This is a genomic window from Arthrobacter ramosus (assembly GCF_039535095.1).
GTDB lineage: Bacteria > Actinomycetota > Actinomycetes > Actinomycetales > Micrococcaceae > Arthrobacter > Arthrobacter ramosus.
The window spans coordinates 2,939,872-2,958,200 of record NZ_BAAAWN010000001.1 but is presented as its reverse complement, the minus strand read 5'-3'; the positions used below and the strand labels follow the sequence as shown (position 1 = coordinate 2,958,200).

The 18,329-nt window shown below is 63.8% G+C and carries 17 protein-coding genes, 7 tRNA genes and 1 riboswitch; of the genes, 11 read left to right on the top strand and 13 right to left on the bottom strand.

All coding sequences use genetic code 11. The features are described from left to right. Positions 1–78 precede the first annotated feature (78 nt). Positions 79–1,320 carry an alpha/beta hydrolase family protein gene (locus ABD742_RS13745; protein ID WP_372460912.1) on the top strand — a complete coding sequence of 414 codons (1,242 nt, stop codon included), beginning with the start codon at positions 79–81 and terminating at the stop codon, positions 1,318–1,320. A 49-nt stretch (positions 1,321–1,369) separates the two neighbouring features. Here the strand turns inward: ABD742_RS13745 and ybaK are convergent, their stop codons facing one another. The 3 genes from ybaK to ABD742_RS13730 all read right to left on the bottom strand — a co-directional run bounded on the left by ybaK (position 1,370) and on the right by ABD742_RS13730 (position 3,357). Beyond that, a complete protein-coding gene (gene ybaK / locus ABD742_RS13740; RefSeq protein ID WP_234750183.1) occupies positions 1,370–1,861 on the bottom strand; it encodes a Cys-tRNA(Pro) deacylase in 492 nt (163 codons plus the stop codon). Positions 1,862–1,876: 15 nt separating this feature from the next. Beyond that, positions 1,877–2,332: a SufE family protein gene (locus tag ABD742_RS13735; protein ID WP_234750185.1), complete on the bottom strand. Its 456-nt coding sequence runs from the start codon at positions 2,330–2,332 to the stop codon at positions 1,877–1,879. A gap of 101 nt (positions 2,333–2,433) precedes the next feature. Continuing rightward, on the bottom strand, positions 2,434–3,357 hold the full coding sequence (locus ABD742_RS13730; RefSeq protein ID WP_234750187.1) for a sulfurtransferase: 924 nt from the start codon (positions 3,355–3,357) through the stop codon (positions 2,434–2,436). 208 nt (positions 3,358–3,565) lie between these two features. Between ABD742_RS13730 and zapE the strand changes: the two genes are divergently transcribed. After that, on the top strand, positions 3,566–4,603 hold the full coding sequence (gene zapE / locus ABD742_RS13725) for a cell division protein ZapE (protein ID WP_234750189.1): 1,038 nt from the start codon (positions 3,566–3,568) through the stop codon (positions 4,601–4,603). An 18-nt stretch (positions 4,604–4,621) separates the two neighbouring features. On the opposite strand, the gene ABD742_RS13720 is transcribed toward zapE, so the two are convergent. The 8 genes from ABD742_RS13720 to ABD742_RS13680 form a co-directional block, all read right to left on the bottom strand. After that, entirely contained in the window at positions 4,622–5,839 is a 1,218-nt protein-coding gene (locus ABD742_RS13720) for a benzoate/H(+) symporter BenE family transporter (protein ID WP_234750191.1), read from the bottom strand. 463 nt (positions 5,840–6,302) lie between these two features. Continuing rightward, positions 6,303–7,760, bottom strand: coding sequence for an amino acid permease (locus ABD742_RS13710; RefSeq protein WP_344788226.1), 1,458 nt, complete (start codon positions 7,758–7,760; stop codon positions 6,303–6,305). 241 nt (positions 7,761–8,001) lie between these two features. Beyond that, positions 8,002–8,077: transfer RNA gene (locus ABD742_RS13705), tRNA-Gly, on the bottom strand. Between the two features lie 56 nt (positions 8,078–8,133). Further along, positions 8,134–8,208, bottom strand: a tRNA-Val gene (locus ABD742_RS13700). A gap of 48 nt (positions 8,209–8,256) precedes the next feature. Beyond that, positions 8,257–8,329: transfer RNA gene (locus ABD742_RS13695), tRNA-Gly, on the bottom strand. A 57-nt stretch (positions 8,330–8,386) separates the two neighbouring features. Next, positions 8,387–8,461: transfer RNA gene (locus ABD742_RS13690), tRNA-Val, on the bottom strand. Positions 8,462–8,502: 41 nt separating this feature from the next. Continuing rightward, a tRNA-Cys gene (locus ABD742_RS13685) sits at positions 8,503–8,573 on the bottom strand. Positions 8,574–8,628: 55 nt separating this feature from the next. Further along, positions 8,629–8,701, bottom strand: a tRNA-Gly gene (locus ABD742_RS13680). Between the two features lie 260 nt (positions 8,702–8,961). Between ABD742_RS13680 and ABD742_RS13675 the strand changes: the two genes are divergently transcribed. After that, positions 8,962–9,036 (top strand) — tRNA-Val (locus ABD742_RS13675). Positions 9,037–9,128: 92 nt separating this feature from the next. On the opposite strand, the gene ABD742_RS13670 is transcribed toward ABD742_RS13675, so the two are convergent. After that, positions 9,129–10,277, bottom strand: a complete 1,149-nt coding sequence (locus tag ABD742_RS13670; RefSeq protein ID WP_234750197.1) for a GGDEF domain-containing protein — start codon at positions 10,275–10,277, stop codon at positions 9,129–9,131. Between the two features lie 119 nt (positions 10,278–10,396). After that, on the bottom strand, positions 10,397–10,627 hold the full coding sequence (locus ABD742_RS13665; protein ID WP_234750200.1) for a DUF2283 domain-containing protein: 231 nt from the start codon (positions 10,625–10,627) through the stop codon (positions 10,397–10,399). A gap of 115 nt (positions 10,628–10,742) precedes the next feature. Between ABD742_RS13665 and ABD742_RS13660 the strand changes: the two genes are divergently transcribed. From ABD742_RS13660 to ABD742_RS13625, 8 genes are all read left to right on the top strand, one after another. Further along, complete coding sequence (locus tag ABD742_RS13660; RefSeq protein WP_234750202.1) at positions 10,743–11,624, top strand: PD-(D/E)XK nuclease family protein; 882 nt, start codon at positions 10,743–10,745, stop codon at positions 11,622–11,624. A 50-nt stretch (positions 11,625–11,674) separates the two neighbouring features. Next, entirely contained in the window at positions 11,675–12,241 is a 567-nt protein-coding gene (def, locus tag ABD742_RS13655; protein WP_234750205.1) for a peptide deformylase, read from the top strand. Then, positions 12,238–13,158, top strand: a complete 921-nt coding sequence (gene fmt / locus ABD742_RS13650) for a methionyl-tRNA formyltransferase (protein ID WP_234750208.1) — start codon at positions 12,238–12,240, stop codon at positions 13,156–13,158. Before def ends, fmt begins: the two co-directional genes overlap by 4 nt. After that, positions 13,155–14,705, top strand: coding sequence for an RsmB/NOP family class I SAM-dependent RNA methyltransferase (locus ABD742_RS13645; protein ID WP_234750211.1), 1,551 nt, complete (start codon positions 13,155–13,157; stop codon positions 14,703–14,705). Before fmt ends, ABD742_RS13645 begins: the two co-directional genes overlap by 4 nt. Positions 14,706–14,798: 93 nt before the next feature. Beyond that, a complete protein-coding gene (rpe, locus tag ABD742_RS13640; protein ID WP_234750213.1) occupies positions 14,799–15,461 on the top strand; it encodes a ribulose-phosphate 3-epimerase in 663 nt (220 codons plus the stop codon). A 79-nt stretch (positions 15,462–15,540) separates the two neighbouring features. Continuing rightward, a riboswitch (FMN riboswitch) is annotated at positions 15,541–15,695 on the top strand. A gap of 84 nt (positions 15,696–15,779) precedes the next feature. After that, positions 15,780–16,478 (top strand): nicotinamide riboside transporter PnuC, encoded by a 699-nt coding sequence (gene pnuC, locus ABD742_RS13635; RefSeq protein ID WP_234750696.1) that lies wholly within the window; start codon positions 15,780–15,782, stop codon positions 16,476–16,478. Continuing rightward, entirely contained in the window at positions 16,475–17,626 is a 1,152-nt protein-coding gene (ribD, locus tag ABD742_RS13630; protein ID WP_234750215.1) for a bifunctional diaminohydroxyphosphoribosylaminopyrimidine deaminase/5-amino-6-(5-phosphoribosylamino)uracil reductase RibD, read from the top strand. The genes pnuC and ribD overlap by 4 nt, the downstream gene beginning before the upstream one ends. Next, entirely contained in the window at positions 17,626–18,264 is a 639-nt protein-coding gene (locus ABD742_RS13625; RefSeq protein WP_234750217.1) for a riboflavin synthase, read from the top strand. The genes ribD and ABD742_RS13625 overlap by 1 nt, the downstream gene beginning before the upstream one ends. Positions 18,265–18,329: the final 65 nt, after the last annotated feature.

The following is an 18,329-nucleotide window of genomic DNA, read 5'->3' as shown; positions in this document are numbered from 1 at the left end:
GCCTCCCGGGAGGAAACGCCACAGAGGGCGCTGTTCGGAACACGGCCATGCAACCGGGAGAATGGTCACATGGCATCCATGACCCGAGCTGCGCCAACCGTTGAGAACGGTGCGAAAATGTCCGCCCGCGCCAAATGGACCGTTGCGGGGATCGTTGCAGGAAGCAGCATTGCCGGCTTGCTGGGCGCAGGGTCTTCGGCGCTCGCAGCCTATTTCGCCCGGCGGGTCATCACCCCCTCAGTGCGCGAGGCTGACCAAGAGGTGTTGGCGGTGGTGCGCGGTGACAACGGGCTTCAGGTCATCCTCGCAGCTACCCCGGACACCACCATCGACGGCGTGTTCAGCCTCATTTTCGCCGGGGGAACCGGGTTCGCGCGGATCGGCCGGATCATATCCTATTCGCCCGCGGAGCGGACGGTGCAGCGCGAAGTCGAGGAAGTCTACAGCGGTGATCTGGCAACGGCCCGGCGCGGATGGTGGAGCGGTGCCGTCTACGACTCCCCGGCGGCGCTTGGCCTGGATTCGGAAGATGTACAGATCGATGTCGAGGGTGGCCAGGCGCCTGCGTGGCTGATTCCGTCAGGCGCAGCGAAGCCCGCGAAGGTGTGGGCGATCATGGTCCATGGCCGGGGTGCTACCCGCCTCGAAGGCTTGCGCGCGGTGCGCGTCGCGCACGATCTCGGACTCGACAGCCTGCTGGTTTCCTACCGGAACGACGGCCTGGCGCCGTCTGCCCCGGACGGGCGGTACGGCCTGGGGTCCACTGAATGGCACGACGTCGACGCCGCCATTGAGTACGCACTCGCCCACGGCGCCCACGAGGTGGTCCTGTTCGGATGGTCGATGGGCGGGGCGATCTGCCTGCAGACTGCCGATCTTTCGCATCACCGCCATGTGATCAGGGCCATGGTCCTGGACGCACCGGTGATCAACTGGGTCAACGTCCTGGCACACCACGCTCAGATCAACAGGATCCCCTACGCCGTGGGCCGTTACGGGCAGCTGATGTTGGGGCATCCGTTGGGCCGGCGCCTTACCGGCCTGGCCGCGCCCGTCGACTTGAAGGCAATGGACTGGGATGCCCGCGCCGTCGAACTACGGACTCCGACGTTGGTAATCCACAGTGTGGATGATGAGTACGTTCCGTACGAACCCTCGGCCAGCCTCGCCGAAAAGAATCCGGAGATGGTCACCTTTGAACCCTTCGAAGGCGCGCGCCACACGAAAGAGTGGAACGTGGATCCGCAGAAGTGGGAGCGGCTGGTACGCTCGTGGCTCGCTCCGCACCTCACGCCCCGTAGCGGGCCGGTGTCGGGTTGAGGGCGGGCCGGCGGCGGCCTGAGAGTAATTGCGCGGCGCCCGGCGTTTGCTAAGGGCTGCCGATCAGGGCAGTCAGAGCGCCGGTCAGCCGGATAAGGTCTGCGGGATCCAGCTCAATGTCCAGGCCACGGCGTCCACCGGAAACGAGGACCGTGCCGAAGGCCAACGCCGATTCGTCGAGCACAGTGGGCGATGGCTGGCGTTGGCCCAGAGGGGAAATCCCGCCCAGGACATAGCCGGTGCGTCGCTCGGCCATTTTGGGATCGGCCATGGTGGCCTTCTTGGATCCGAGAGCCGCAGCGATTGCCTTGAGGTCAAGGGTGCCACTCACCGGGACGATGCCCACCGCGAGCTTGCCTTCAATGTCCACCATCAAGGTCTTGAAGACCCGGCCGGGATCGATACCCAGGACCTCGGCCGCCTCAAGCCCGTAGCTCGCCGCCGAAGGATCATGCACATAGGGGTGCAGGGTGAAAGGAACGCCGGCCGCAGCAAGTATGGCTGTGGCCGGCGTTCCCTGTGAAGCTAGTTTCTTGGCCATTCCCGGTACCCCGGATCAGGACAACAAGCGGTCCGCCGCGGCGACTTTGCGCTTGATCCGCCCCAGCATGGCCGTCATGCCACGCATGCGCAGCGGTGTGATTGCGCGGGTGAGGCCCAGCAGTTCCGGCATGTCATCCGGAACAGCCAGGATCTCTGCGGCAGTCAGCCCGTCCAGGCCTTCGTGCAAAACGCCCGCAAAGCCGCGCGTGGTGGGCGCCTCCGGCGGTGCCTTGAAAAACAAGCGGTAGGCGACGCCGTCGGGCTTCTTTTCCTGCTCGATGGTCAGGAACAGGGGCGACTGGCACTCCACCACTTGCTCCAGGAGCTCAGGGTGGTCCAGCAGCCGTTCCGGCAGGGCCGGGAGCCCGCGCGAGAAATCAAGCAGCAGCTGAAGGCGATCGGGCTCGGTCAATGCTTGAAAGTCATCGACAATTTCCGCCAGTGCGGCGGGCAAAGTATTGGTACTCATCACTTCCAGCTTACGCAAGTCCTGGCCGGTCTGGCCCCCGTTGCTTCGAAATGGCCTAGCCAATTTGGCAGGCCGATACGGCAAGGCACAGGGATTCCGGACTACTTTCCGGCGAGTGCGGGGACGGAACCCCGCTCGGCGCCCTTGACGATCGGGACGCGCACTGCATTGCCCCACTCCGTCCAGGAACCGTCGTAGTTGCGGACCGTTTCGAAACCAAGCAGGTACTTCAGTGCGAACCAGGTGTGGCTGGAACGCTCGCCGATGCGGCAGTAGGCCACGACGTCGTCGCCTTCCGTGAGGCCGGCTTCCCCGAGGTAGAGGGCCTCAAGTTCGGTCCGGTTGCGGTACGTGCCATCTTCGGCAGCGGCGCGTGCCCACGGGATGGAGGCTGCGGTGGGGATGTGCCCCCCGCGCAGGGCGCCCTCTTCGGGGTAGGCCGGCATGTGGGTGCGCTGGCCGGTGTATTCCTCGGGGGAGCGGACGTCGATCAGCGGCTTGCCGAAGTGAGCCAGGACGTCATCCTTGAAGGCGCGGATGGGTGCGTCGTTCCGTTCGATCACGGGGTACTCGCCCGGGGTGGGCTGGGGGACGTCGGTGGTGATTTCGCGGCCTTCGGCGATCCACTTGTCGCGGCCGCCGTCCAGAAGCCGGACGTCTTCGTGGCCGAAGAGCGTGAATACCCAGAGGGCGTAGGCGGCCCACCAGTTGGACTTGTCGCCGTAGATCACCACGGTGGTGTCCCGCGAGATGCCTTTGGCGGCTGCGAGGGCTGCGAACGCTTCACCGTCGACGTAATCCCGGGTGACTTCATCGTTCAGGTCCGTGTGCCAGTCGATCTTGACTGCGCCCGGAATGTGGCCGGTCTCGTACAGGAGGACATCTTCGTCGGATTCGACAACAACCAGCTTGCCGTCGCCAAGCGCGCCGCCTTCAAGGGCCGCGGCGAGCCACTCGGTGGACACCAGGCGTTCGGGGTGGGAGTACGCGGCGAACTTCTCGTTCTGTTCAACGGGGTAGGACATTTGTATGGCCTTTCACTGACACTTTCACTGACACCGGGCGGCGCCGGGCGATATGACGTGCCCGGCCCCAATCCCACAGTATCGAGGGCCGGGGTCTAAAGCTCCTCCCCGTTCATATGGTGAAATATGGCCTTCATCACGTGTCCGCCCGGGGCGTGGCATTGCCGGTATTCTTGCTGGGGACTTACGACACGAAGAACGGACCGCATTGGTACAGATCGAACAGCTCGTCGCGCGCACGCCGGCGGTCTCAGCGGATGAGATTCTCAAGGGTTTCTACCCTTCGCCACGGTTCGGAGAGGTGTCCTTCAAGAGCTACCGGCCTGATCCGAACCAGCCCAGCCAAGCGGCCGCGGTCAAGGCCCTGGAAGCGTTCGGTGCGACGGTGGGAGCCGGAGACGGAGACGGCCTGTTCAAACGCCTCTTCGGCAAGAAGGTCAACAGCCGGGCGGGCATCTACCTCGACGGCGGATTCGGCGTCGGAAAGACCCACCTGCTGGCTTCCCTGTGGCACTCGACCCCGGGGCCGAAAGCCTTCGGGACGTTCGTGGAGTACACCAACCTGGTCGGCGCCCTGTCCTTCCGGAAGACCGTGGAGGCTTTGAGCAGCTATAAGCTGGTCTGCATTGACGAATTTGAGCTCGACGATCCGGGCGACACGGTGCTGATGTCCCGCCTCATGCGTGAATTGTCCGACGCCGGTGTGAAGCTCGCTGCCACGTCCAACACTTTGCCTGGTTCACTGGGGGACGGCCGCTTTGCCGCCGTCGACTTCCAGCGGGAAATCCAGGTCCTTGCGGACCAGTTCGATGTTGTCAGGATCGACGGGGAAGACTTCAGGCACCGCGGCTTGCCCGCCGCTCCGGCACCGTTGAAGACCGAAGACCTCAAGAGGCAGATGCATGCCGAGTTCGATGGCCAGACCGTGGCCATGGACGATTTCCGCGGCCTGATCGACCACCTTGCCGGCGTGCATCCCAGCCGTTATCGCAAGCTGATCTCAGGAATCGATGCAGTTGTCTGGCGCAACGTCGAAACCATTACGGAGCAGGCCGTTGCCCTTCGCTTCGTGGTGCTGGCCGACCGCCTGTACGACAAGGACGTCCCGATCCTTGCCAGCGGCGTGCCCTTTGACAAGCTCTTCACCGAGGAAATGATGACCGGCGGGTACATGAAGAAATACTTCCGCGCCGTGTCCCGTCTGACCGCCCTGGCGCGTGAGGGCCAAAACCACGAGCCTTCGTAGGAAACCTCCTGCCACGCTCTACTTTTGGGGCTCCCGCGGCTTGAGGACCCAACGCACCAGGATTCCGGCGGCAAGTGCCCAGAACGCGGCGCCGATGCCAGCGAAGCTGAGGCCCGAGGCTGCGATCAGGAACGTCACAGAGGCCCCGATGCGTTCTTCGGCGATAGCCAGCGCCGAGGCGATGGCGGAGGCCAGGGTGCCCAGCAGCGCCAAGCCCGCGACAGCTTCAAGGAGCCCTGGCGGTGCGGCCGCCACGACGGTCACCAGCGCGGCGGAGAAGGCTGCCAACACGAGGTAGGCCAGGCCTGACGTGAAGGCGGCGATCCAGCGCCGGCCCCGGTCCCCACCTGCTTCTTCTCCCGCAGCCAGCGCAGCGCTCAACGCGGCGAGGTTGATCGCATGTCCGCCAAAGGGAGCCCCCAGCGCAGTCCCTGCCCCTGTCACCAGCATCGACTGGCGCCACGGGACGGTGTAGCCGAAGGACTTCAGCACTGCCACCCCCGGAATGTTCTGGGAAGCCATGGTGACAATGAACAGGGGCAAGGCGATACCGGCCACCGTGCTGAGCGTGAAAGCGGGAGTGGTCCAATGCAATTCAGGCAACAGCCGGTTCGTGGGGATGCTCACGCCGTTGACCACGATGTAGATTCCGATGACTGCGAGAGCCACCAACAGCGCGGCAGGTACCGACCAGCGGGGCGCCAGTTTCATCATGACCAGCCAGCAGAGGATCACGGGAGCCACCAGCAAGGGAGCGGTGCCCAAGGCTTTGAACGGGGCAAGGCAGAGGGACAGAAGCACCCCGGCCAGCATCGCCTGGGCGAGGGCCGTTGGAATCTTCGCCATCAGCTTTCCAAGGGCAGGAATAAGCCCCGTGAGGGCGATCAGTACACCAGCGATGAGGAAGGCGCCGACGGCGGCCGGCCACCCGCCGTCGGGCACTCCGGTTCCTGCGAGCAAAGCCGCACCGGGCGTCGACCACGCAAGCGTGACAGGCAAGCGCGACCGCCAGGAAAGCCAGAGAACGCCGAGCCCGAAGGTGAGGGTGAGGGCCAGGAGCCCGCTGGCGGCCTGTTCCTGGGTGGCCCCGACCGCCCGAAGGCCCGCGAGCACCACCGCGAAGGATGAAGTGAAGCCGACCAGCGCGGTCACAATTCCAGCCACAAGCGGACGGGAGAGCTGCCGGGAAGCGGAAGCTGGACGTGACTGTCCGGTGTGGAGAGATGACGCTGGCATAGTCCATCACGTTACCGGAGCCGTGGCCCGCCTGCCGAGGCGACCACGGTTAAACGCCAAGGGCACCGGCGGCGCCTCGCGGCGGGACCGGTGCCCCGTTGACGTAACTGTATTCGGGAGCTCTGGCCGGTGGAACCGGCTACGGAGCCTCATTGGCGGAGGGAGCTGTCCAGGCCGTAGCCCTTACAGCAAACCGTCGAGGTTGCCCACGAACTCGGAAGCGGCTCTCTGAACCGCATCTAGTCGTCGATAAAATCGGCGGCCTATTCGATGCCGTCCTTGATGGCTTCTTCATTGCCACCAACGAGGTCCTGAACTTTGCCCTTCAGATCGTCAAATAATCCCACGGGCACCTCCCTTCAATCACGGAGCCAGTTCGCTCCTCCGTTTTCGATCCTAACCCGAGACCTTGGAGGTGCCAAGGAAAAATTTGACTGTGATGTCAAACGAATTTTCGAGGGGGTCACAGCTGCTTGTCGGGAGAAAGCTCCTGGTGGCGCGGACTGTCCGGATTCATGAGCGAATGCTTGCGGCCGTAGCCGAAGTAGATGACCAGTCCGATGACCAGCCACACGACAAAGCGAAGCCAGGTTTCCCAATGCAACTGGGTCATGAGGAAGGCGGATGCCAGCATGCCGAACGCGGGGACCACCGGCATGAATGGCAGCCGGAAGGTACGCGGCGCGTCGGGCTTCTTGTACCGGAAGATGATGACCGAGAGACAGACGACGACGAACGCGGCCAGGATGCCGATGTTGGTCAGGTCCGCAACGGCCTTTATGGGGAACACGCCCGCCAAGAAAGCTGACGTAATGCCGGCAATCCAGGTGACCCGCTGCGGGGTGCCATGACGGTCCGTCTTGGCAAACCAGCCCGGGAGCAGACCGTCGCGGCTCATGGAGAACCAGACACGGGTAACGCCGAGCAGGAAGGTCAGCATCACGGTGAGGATCGACAGCACGGCGAACACCGAGATGATGGTGGCGATGACGGGCAGGCCCACACCGCTGAAGGCGGAGGCGAAACCGGCCGTCGGGTTGATGTCCTTGTAGTTCTGCATGCCGGTGAGCACCAGGGTCGCCGCAACATAGAGGAGCATCGCGATGACAAGGGAGAGCACGATTGCCTTGGGCATGTGCTTCTTGCCGTCCTTGGCTTCCTCGGCCGCGGTGCTCATGGCGTCGTAGCCGAACACGGCGAAGAACACGGTGGCTGAACCGGCCACGACAGGGCCGAAGCCGCTGGGCATGAACGGATTGTAGTTGTTCGTGTTGATGTAGAAGATGCCCAGGCCGATGATGAACAGGATCAGGACCACCTTGATGGCCACCGCCACGAGTTCGAAGCGGCCGAAGGCCTTGGTTCCACGGGACAGGATCCAGGTGACCAGAAGGCAGACCAGGATGGCCGGCAGGTTGATGATGCCGCCATGTCCTTCGTCCGCCGTCGAGGTCATCCACGCCGGCATGTGGACGCCGATCCCGGAAAGGAACGCGTCGAAATAGCCGGAAATGCCGATCGCGACGACGGCGACGATTGCGATGTACTCCAGCAGGAGGTCCCAGCCGATGAACCATCCGATGACCTCGCCAAGGGCAACGTAGCCATAGGTGTAGGCGGATCCGGCGCGGGGGATCATGCCGGCGAATTCGGCGTAGGAGAGTGCCGCTGCCGCTGAGGCAAGACCTGCGACCAGGAACGAGATCAATACAGCGGGGCCGACACCTGGGGTGTCCGCGCTTCCGTGTGCCACGAGCCCGGCCAAGGAGAAGATCCCGACGCCGATGATGCCGCCGACGCCGATTGCTGTCAGTTGCCAGAGCCCCAGGCTTTTGAAGAGCCCGCTGTGTTTGCTTTCCTCCTCGATGTCGTCAATGGGTTTCTTCCTCATGATCGAACGAACGACTGTTTGTTGATTCACCGGGTGCTCCTGCGTGTGGGCGTGGACGAATTGGGCCTGAAGAAAGTATGCGATGTGAATCACATTGGATAAAGTGATTTTTGCTGAGTGGTATTGATCAGGTTTGCTGATCTTTCGGGTGAGCGGCATGGGTAGGCGGCATGTGGTGGGCGTCTGCGGGCACAAAAAAAGCAGCTCCGGCGGAGCTGCTTGGACGGTGTCACTGCTTTTGACCAGCGGCGCTGGCCAGATGTCGAGGAAATGGAGCGGACGACGAGATTCGAACTCGCGACATCCACCTTGGCAAGGTGGTGCTCTACCAGCTGAGCTACGTCCGCACATGACGATCTTCCGGCCGGGCCGGACTTTCATCAACAAGCAAGTTGCCTTGCCTTGGTGGGCGATACTGGGATCGAACCAGTGACCTCTTCCGTGTCAGGGAAGCGCGCTACCGCTGCGCCAATCGCCCGGATCGGCATAAGCCGGCCGGCCCGTTGCCGGGACCTTAAAATACGAGAGCGGACGACGAGATTCGAACTCGCGACATCCACCTTGGCAAGGTGGTGCTCTACCAGCTGAGCTACGTCCGCACATGACGATCTTCCGGCCGGGGCCGGATGTTCATCAACAAGCAAGTTGCCTTGCCTTGGTGGGCGATACTGGGATCGAACCAGTGACCTCTTCCGTGTCAGGGAAGCGCGCTACCGCTGCGCCAATCGCCCAAATGCAATCCGGCCTGGACCGGAAACCAAGGTTTTCACCGAGGTGGGTACGGGATTCGAACCCGTGTATACGGCTTTGCAGGCCGCTGCCTCGCCTCTCGGCCAACCCACCGTGTAAGCACGATTCCTGGGGTTCCAAGAAGTCAATGCCGTGACAGTGTCCTGCGAGCGGACGACGAGATTCGAACTCGCGACATCCACCTTGGCAAGGTGGTGCTCTACCAGCTGAGCTACGTCCGCATAGTCTTCTTCGGCGGCCTGCCCGCAGGGGGCATTCCGTCGCTTTCCGACGAGTAAAAACTCTATAGGAGGTTCCGGGAAACTCCAAATCGATCTGCCGGAATCGTAAGCAATGGGTGTTAGTTCCTTGAATTGGCGCGGATTTTGCGAGTTACACCGATGTGATTCGTGGGCCTTTTCCCGGTTGTTGCCTGGTCGGTCGGCCCGACACTTTACAGATTTTTGAATTCCGGCCGGGGTCAGTTAGTCTTCTTGTGCACGGGCGATTGGCGCAGTGGTAGCGCGCTTCGTTCACACCGAAGAGGTCACTGGTTCGAACCCAGTATCGCCCACCAAAAAGAGGTCCTGTGCGAAACATTGTTCATGTTTCGCGCAGGACCTCTTGTGTTGCCCGCGGGTTCCTTGCCTCAAGCCCATCGAGGCCCGATCATGCGCGAGGCGCCGCCCTGACTACCCGGTTCCTTCCGAGTGACTTCGCTTCGTAGAGTGCCGCGTCGGCGGCAGCAATCATCGCCGTGAGGTCGACTGCGCCGACCTGGGTTGAGGTGACTCCGTAACTCACCGTTGGAAGGTGGATGTCGTCGAGGCTCTTGCTGGCCGCCAAAGAGCGATTGATGTCGGCCGCGATGCTTTCGGCCCGCTCCTGGCTGGCTCCCGGCAAGAGCAGGATGAACTCTTCGCCCCCGTACCGTGCGACCAGGTCGGTGGACCGTACTGACTCGGAGCACGCAGCCGCGAACGCCTGCAGGGCGGCGTCACCGGCGGCATGACCGTACTCATCGTTGATTGCCTTGAAGTGGTCCAAGTCGGCCAGGATCAACGAGGCGACAGGGCTTGTGGCATGCAGGCGCTCGAGTTCCTTGGTGGCCAGGTCCATGAAAGTGCCACGGTTGAGCAGCCCGGTCAGGTTGTCGCGTGCAGCGCGTTCGCTGAGCCGGTTGATCAACTGATCGTTGCTGAGGGCGGTCATGCTGAAAGAGACCGCAACCAGGAGTACCAGCGTGACCAGGCTGGCCATTGATGGGCCGAAATACATGCGGAAATTCGGTCCGCTTGGACCGTCGACGAGGTACACGGCCAGGCGGCAGAAATAGTAGGCGGCCAGGAACCCCGCGGCCAAGGCCATCGACTTGTGCACGTGGGAGTAGCTGGAGTCCAGTAGCCACAGGTCGCGGGACGCCAACGCGATGCCCAGGGTCATGAATCCCAGATAGACCAGGCCCCCGGACCAGGTGTTGTAACCGGGGTTCTCCAATAGGGACGAGAGCGCTGTGATTCCACACGCCGTAGCAAACTGCCATTTTGGCGGCGGCAACATCCGGAGAGAGCGGGCTCCGGTCCAGACACTCAGTGCCCCGCCCACCAGGAGGACGTTTCCCGAAGGATTTGCCCAAACTTGGTGTGGTGTCCCGTTGAGAAGGAAGGCCAGGTTTCCAGCAAGGAAGAACAAGAGGGCGATGCACCACCACCCGTTGTAGGAGGACCGCGTGCGCCTGAAGGATGCATAAAACAGAAGGAGCAGCGTCAGGGCGACCACGCCAAGGGCCACTCGCAGTGTTGTTATATCGAGGACCACTTTTCGCTCCCGTATCCGCGGACGTGACCAATTATGGCACCGGGAGTCAAGGAATCTTGTGCGCCATGCGTCGAGGCCCTGGTTGCGGGGCGGAGCGGCGCTTGCTTTTGTATTTCAGATCACTCACCCGGATTTGTTGCTTTGGCGATTACCTCCGGGCTCAGGGCGAGATCGGCATTGAGGATTTCGAAACCAAGGATGTGTCCGTCTCTGTCCAAATCAACCACAATCTGGCCGTCCCCGCCCGGAAGGTCAATGGGGCCAAGCTGGCGTACCGATGAGCCATCTTCGATCGCTCCGAGCAATGAAACATAGGCGGCCCGTGCTTCAGGGTCGTAAGAAATTCGCATATTCAAATCATCCCTTGGTCGCGGGAGGGGACCCACCGATCGACGGAGCGTGCTTTCGGCGGCAGCCACCTAGGCTCCGCATCTTCTTGTCCGCGGTGTGTGACAGAGTTTTCCTATGACAGATCCACTGCTTGCCCACGCCACCGAATACGGCCGGATGTATGCCCGGTCCACGTCCGAGACCTTCTCGGTCCCTTCCATCACCACAGTGATCGGCCAGCAGGCCCACTCCCTGGACGGCTGGTTCGGCTACATGGGTGCCAGCAGCCTGGCGAAAGATCCCGAACTCCCACAACATCTGTCCAGTCCCGCCAAGCTAAGGCAGGCCGTCAACAAGGCAGCCAAGGCTGCGGAGGTGTACCGGGACGACGCTGCACGACGCGGCGACCGCGTGCATAACTACTGCGAGCAAGTGGCCCTCCGCGCCCTCGGACGCACGCACCGCGTGAAGGAGACGCGTGAAGAGCTCGCTTCACATGGCGAGGAAGCCTTCGCGGCCCGCTTCGACGAATGGTGGGAGCTCTACCGGGTGGAGCCCATTGCGCCCGAGATCACCGTGTGGAACGCCAGCGTTGGCTACGCCGGAACCCTTGACCTCGTCGCCAAAGTCAACGGCAGGGTCTGCCTGATCGACTACAAGACCAAAGGCACCACCCGCGATGGAACAGTGAAACCCCTCGACGACAAGGTGGTGATGCAACTGGTTGCGGGCATGAAGGCCGAGGAGAGCCTTGTGGATCCAGTCGCAGGGGAGTGGGAACCGTGGAAATACGGTGAAAACCCTGTCCTGCTTGCGGTTGCTATCGGCGAGACCGAAGTGCGTCCCCAGCGGGCCAACCCGGACGTTCTCAAGCACCACTGGTGGAAGTTCTGCGCCTTGAAGCGGGTGTGGGAGATGTCTGCCGATGTGGCCGCAGCCGGAACGGCGCTGCTCCCCGTAGCTCCGCCGTCGTACCCTGCCGCCGCGGCGCCCGCAGGCTCAACTAAACTGGCCTAGGCCCCTTTTGCGGGGACCGAAGCTTCGCCGATCGTGAGGAAAGACAGCACATGGCCATTTTGAGTATCCGTATCATCGGCGACCCCGTGCTCCGCACGGTTGCTGATCCAGTCACGGAATTCGGGCCTGAGCTCGCCAAACTCGTGTCGGACATGACCGAGACCATGGAAGACGTGGACGGTGCAGGGCTCGCCGCCCCGCAGATCGGCGTCAGCCAGCGGGTCTTCACTTACCGGATCGGCGGCGTGGAAGGCCACATCATCAACCCCGTGCTGGAAAACAGCGATGACTTCCAGCCTGACGAGGTGGAAGGCTGCCTTTCCATTCCCGGACTCGCGTTCCCGGTTCGCCGCCGCAGGACCACACGCGCCACCGGCGTGGACCTGAACGGCAACCCCGTGTCCGTTGAGGCAGAGGGCATGCTCGCCCGCTGCTTCCAGCACGAGACCGACCACCTGGACGGGATCCTGTTCACCGACCGCCTCGAGGGTGAAGACCGGAAAACCGCCCTCCGGGCCATCCGTGCGGCGAACTACCACTCCGTAACAGAACGGACCACCGCCAAGAGGGCCAACACTGTGGGCTCCAGCTTCGGCAGCTTCGGGGCTGCCGAATGAGGGTGCTTTTCGCCGGCACCCCGGCTGTAGCAGTCCCGTCCCTTGACGCGCTGATCGCGGCCGGATTCGAGATCGTGGCGGTACTGACCAGGCCGGATGCCCCGACCGGCCGCAAACGGATCCTGACGCCGTCGCCGGTGGCAGCACGTGCGGCTGAACTGGGCATCGACATCATCCACGCGTCGAAAGTGGACGCCGGGACCACCGGGCGGATCGCTTCTTATGAGCCGGACGTCGCAGCGATTGTCGCCTACGGGGGACTCGTCCCCAAAGCCGCACTCGGAGTGCCGCGCCACGGCTGGATCAACCTCCACTTCTCCCTCCTTCCTGCCTGGCGCGGCGCCGCACCGGTCCAACGTTCAGTCATCGCCGGTGACGACATCACGGGAGCTGCTACCTTCCTCCTCGAAGAAGGACTCGACACCGGACCGGTCTTCGGGACTTTGACGGAAACCGTACGCCCTGAAGACACGTCCGGCGACTTGCTGGAGCGGCTCTCGCGCAGCGGCGCGATCCTGCTCACCCAGACACTATCCGCCGTCGAGTCCGGCAAGGCGGCCCCCCAGCCCCAGCAAGGCGAAGTCTCACTCGCGCCCAAACTAACGCTCGACGATGGCCGGCTCGACTGGACGCAACCGGCCCTCGCCATCAACCGCAGGTCCCGCGGCGTCACGCCCGAGCCGGGAGCGTGGACCATGCTCCGCGGGCAGCGCGTCAAACTGGAGACTGTCGCTTTGCGCCCGGACATCCGGGACCTTGCACCGGGCCAGGTCCGGGTTGACGGCAAGAACGTCCTGGTCGGGACCGGATCCCATGCAGTGCAGCTCGGGCAGATCCAGCCTGCGGGCAAGAAGATGATGCCGTCGGCCGATTGGGCCCGTGGTTTGGCAACACCAGAAAGCGTGGAATTCGAATGAATGAGTCCGGCCGGCGCGGCCCCAACGACAATGGGAACAGGGATGGCGGGGGCCACGGCAACCGCGGTCCCCGCGGCGAAAGCAACCGCAACGCCCAAGGCCGCGAACGCAACAGGGGCCCGCAACGCGGTTTCTCCACCAACGCACCGTCCCAGAGGACCCGGCGCGCGGATCCGGCACGATTGGTGGCGTTCGAAGTCCTGCGCGCAGTCGCTTCGGAAGACGCATATGCAAACCTTGTGCTGCCCTCACGGATCCGCCACCACCACCTCGACAAGCGCGACGCCGGATTCGCCACCGAGCTGAGCTACGGGGCACTTCGCGGCCAGGGGATGTACGACGCCGTCCTCGCCCAGTGCGTCGACCGGCCGCTCGACCAACTCGACCCGGCAGTCCTTGATGCGTTGCGCCTTGGTGCCCACCAGCTGCTCGCCATGCGCGTGCCTGCCCACGCCGCACTCGACCAGACTGTCGGGCTGGCCCGCGCGGTCATCGGAGCCGGCCCGTCGTCGCTCATCAACGCGGTGCTCCGAAAAGTCACCGCCAGGACGCTGCCGGAGTGGCTTGACCACCTGCTGGAAAACGAGACCGACGAAACCAAGATCGCTTCCATACGCCACGCGCACCCGGAATGGATTGTCAGGGCGCTGCGCCAATCGCTCGTCATGCATGGCCGTCCCGCGAGCGAAATCACCGAACTGCTCGAAGCCGACAACGCAGCCCCTGTGGTGAACCTGGTGGCGTTGCCCGGCATCGGCAATCTTGATGAAGCCCTGGAGAGCGGGGCCACTCCCGGCGAACTCGTCATCGACTCGGCGCTGTCCAGCGGTGGCGACCTCGGGCGCATGTCCTCCATCCGCGAAGGCACCACGCGCGTCCAGGACGTCGGATCCCAGTTGGTAGCCCGCGCCGTCGCGGCCGTGGACCTCGGACGGGGCGCCAAGGACGGCGAGAAGTGGCTGGACCTTTGTGCCGGTCCCGGTGGCAAGGCCGCGCTGCTGGCCGCCCTCGCCCGCCAGGAAGGCGCGAGCCTCTTGGCCAATGAACCCGCCGAACACCGGGCAAAGCTGGTCAGCCAAGCCCTCTCGGCGGTTCCGGCGGACGCCTGGACCGTGCGGGTAGGCGACGGTCGCGACGTAGGCAAGGAACAACCGGAAACTTTCGACCGCGTGCTGGTCGACGTCCCCTGCAGCGGCCTTGGCGCGCTACGCCGCCGCCCCGAATCACGCTGGCGCCGGACGCCCAAGGACCTTGCCGATCTCGGTCCGTTGCAGCGCGAATTGCTCAACTCGGCCATCGACGCCGTCAAACCGGGCGGAGTGGTGGCGTACGTGACGTGCTCCCCGCACCCGGCCGAAACCACCGCCGTCGTCAGCGATGTCCTGCGCAAGCGGGACGACCTGGAGCAGATCGACGCCGGCGCGGCCCTGGACGCGGTCAGCCTGAGCGGCAACCTGGGCGCCGGGCACGAGTTGACCGCCCAATTGTGGCCGCACGTGCATCAAACCGATGCGATGTTCCTGGCGCTTATCCGGAAGAAGCCGTAACCTTCGCCGCCATTCCGCGGCTGAAAGTCCCGCGTGCCTAAGCTGGAGAATTGCCAAAACCATCAGACCGCCACCAACACTGAGGGAACTGCCTTGACTGAGTGCTGTATCAACCCGAGCATCCTGTCCGCGGACTTCGTGAACCTGGAAGCCGAGCTGAAAAGAATCAGCAACGCCGACGCCGTCCACGTCGATGTGATGGACAACCATTTTGTCCCGAACCTGACGCTCGGCCTGCCGGTTGTGGAGCGGATCCAGGCTGTGAGCCCGGTCCCGCTCGACGCCCACCTGATGATCGCCGACGCCGACCGCTGGGCGCCAGCCTACGCCGACGCTGGCGTGGCTTCCGTGACCTTCCATGCGGAAGCGGCCATGGCTCCCATCAAGCTCGCCCGTGAGCTCCGTGCCCGCGGTGCGAAGGCAGGTATGGCCCTTCGTCCGGCCACGCCCGTGGAACCATACCTGGACATGCTCAGCGAACTGGACATGCTCCTCATCATGACCGTGGAACCGGGCTTCGGCGGACAATCCTTCCTGGACGTCACGCTGCCGAAGATCCGTCGGGCGCGTGCGGCGATCGACGGCTCGGGCATCGGCGTCGCAATCCAGGTCGATGGCGGCGTCACGGAGGAGACCATTGTCCGGGCAGCCGAGGCCGGCGCGAATGTGTTCGTTGCCGGCTCCGCCGTCTACGGCCATGCGGACCCCGCTGCCGCTATTGAGCGGCTGCGTGCCGCCGGCCTCGCGGCAATGTGACAACAATGACGCAATTGCATGCATATTGCTCCGGGAATACATCGGCCATGCCTCCAGTTGTGTCAGAATAGCAACACACATACGTGCTCCGGGGTCGGTGTAATTCCGAACCGGCGGTTATAGTCCGCGACCCGCGAGCCATCGCGTTTCCTTCACGGGAATCACGACGGCGGACGGTTGAACTGGTGGAATTCCAGTACCGACAGTTAAAGTCTGGATGGGAGAAGCACGTACAGTCATGCCTTGGCGTTCCGTGCGCCCGGCATCGCACTGTCGTACACCCCCGGAGCCATCGCGGCATTCGAGGGAAGGAACGACATGGACTTTCTGCGATGGCTCTTCGAAGCACAGATTCCCGTAGGCGGATCTGTGCTTGTTCTTCGCGAAGTGCTAGGCAATATTTTCGGGCTCGCCGGCGCCCTGGGCGGCATGCGCCGCAAAGTCTGGGCATGGCCCATCGGGATCGCAGGCAACCTGCTCCTGCTGACGGTCTTTCTTGGCAACGTCTTCGGTGCCGCCTCGCCGGCAACCCTGTGGGGCCAGGCCGGACGCCAGATCATGTTCATCAGCGTCGCCGCCTACGGCTGGTACCGCTGGCGCCAGGGCCTCCAATCGGGCACCCACGGCCGCGCCATTGTGCCCGGATGGGCAAGCCCCAAAGTGCGGATCGCAATGGTGGCAGCCATGATTGCGGGAACAGCCGCCCTGGCTCCCGTCTTCGATTCCATGGGTTCCTACCCTCCTGTGTGGGCAGACGCGTGGACCTTCATGGGTTCACTCCTGGCGACGTATGGGATGGCACGCGGCTGGACCGAATTCTGGCTGATCTGGGTTGCCGTAGACATCGTGGGAGTTCCGCTGCTTTTCAGCGCAGGCTACTTTGCCAGCGCGTTTATGTATCTCTTTTACGGGTTCTTCACACTTGCCGGATTCTTTGTCTGGTGGCGCGCTGACCGACGTGAAAGCCGGCCGCTCAGGCCAATGCCCGAGCCGGAAACTGCAGGAGCCCTCTCATGAGCGACGTTTCGAAGCTGAATTTCCCGGAGGCTGAGTCTGCGGCCATGGAGACCGCACTGCACGTGGCCCTCCGGGGACACCGTGGCGCGAATCCCTTGGTGGGAGCGGTTGTGCTCGGGCCCAACGGAGAGCAACTCATTACGGGCTACCACCGCGGCGCCGGCACGCCACACGCCGAGGCGGATGCCATCGCCAAGGCGCAGGCAAAAGGCCTCGACCTCACCGGAACAACCATGGTGGTGACCTTGGAGCCTTGCAACCACATAGGGCGCACGGGACCTTGTGCGCAGGCCATCATTGACTCCGGCATCTCCCGAGTGGTCTACGCCGTGGACGATCCCCACGATCCCGCCGCCGGAGGTGCCGGGACGCTGCGCGCTGCCGGAGTGGACGTGCAGTCCGGGCTTGCCGCCGCCGAGGCCTTGAAGCTGAACCGCGAGTGGTTCCACGCGGTGGAAGCCAGGCGCCCGTTCGTCACGCTTCACATTGCACAGACCCTGGACAGCAGGATCGCGGCCACGGACGGGACCAGCCAATGGATCTCCAGTCCGGAATCGCTGGCCGACAACCACGGACTGCGGCGCTTGATCGACGCCATTCTGGTGGGCACCGAAACCGTCCTGGTGGACAACCCGCGGCTGACGGCGCGCGAGGCGGATGGCGAGGAATCGCAAAGCCAGCCGCTCCGGGCCGTCATGGGGCTGCGGGAGGTCCCCGCGGATGCCGCGGTACGGGGGACTGACGGCAAGTTCATCCATTTGCCGACCCGCGACCCTTCCGAGGCCTTGGAGTTGCTTTTCGCCGAAGGCGTCCGGCACGTCATGGTGGAAGGCGGCTCCCGCATCCTGAGCGCCTTCCTTGCCGCGGGTCTCGTGGATGAATTGATCGTCTATCTTGCGCCCACCCTGTTGGGCTCCGGTACAGCGGCCCTGACGGATCTCGGCATCTCCACCCTCGCCGACGCCCAGCACTGGAACTGGGACGACGCCGGCGGCGGTTCAGTCCATGCACTGGGTCGCGACCTCCGGTTGCATTTGAGGTCCGGACCATCGGATGGAAACAAACCGGCATGGACGAAATCCCACACCGAACACCACGAACCATTTCCGGGCAAGGACGCCTCGGACACCACTACAGGAGGACACTGATGTTTACCGGAATCGTTGCTGAACAAGGCACGGTCCTGTCCGTCGAGCACGACGGCGAGGCCAGCGCCACGCTGCGCCTCATGGCCCCCAGCACCACTGAAGGGCTCGGCCTGGGCGGCTCCATCGCCGTCAACGGTGTGTGCCTCACCGCGACGGACATCGACGGCCGGGAGTTCAGCGTTGACGTCATGGGCGAAACCCTCGTCCGGACCACTATCGGCGAACTGACCGCGGGTGACACTGTGAACCTCGAGCGTTGTGTCCAGGCGGGCGGCCGCTTGGACGGCCACGTCGTCCAGGGCCACGTCGACGGCGTCGGGCGGCTTTTGGAGCGCGAGTCGCTGGGCAATTGGGACCGCCTCCGCTTCGCCGTGCCGGCCCCGCTGGCACGGTACATCGCCGAAAAGGGGTCAATCGCCGTCGACGGCGTTTCACTCACCGTCACCGCCGTCAGCCCGGCCGAAGAAGGGAACCCATGGTTTGAAGTGGGACTCATTCCCACCACCCTGGACGAAACCGGGCTCGGGGCCAAGGCCACAGGCGGCCGCGTCAACCTTGAGGTGGACGTCCTCGCGAAATACACCGAGCGCCTGCTGTCCTTCCGTTCACCGGCAACCGCCGCTGGGGCTGCCCAGTGAGCGCAGCACACAACGGCAGTACCACAGTGGTGCGCCAGGGGCTGGACCCCGTTGAGAAGGCCGTG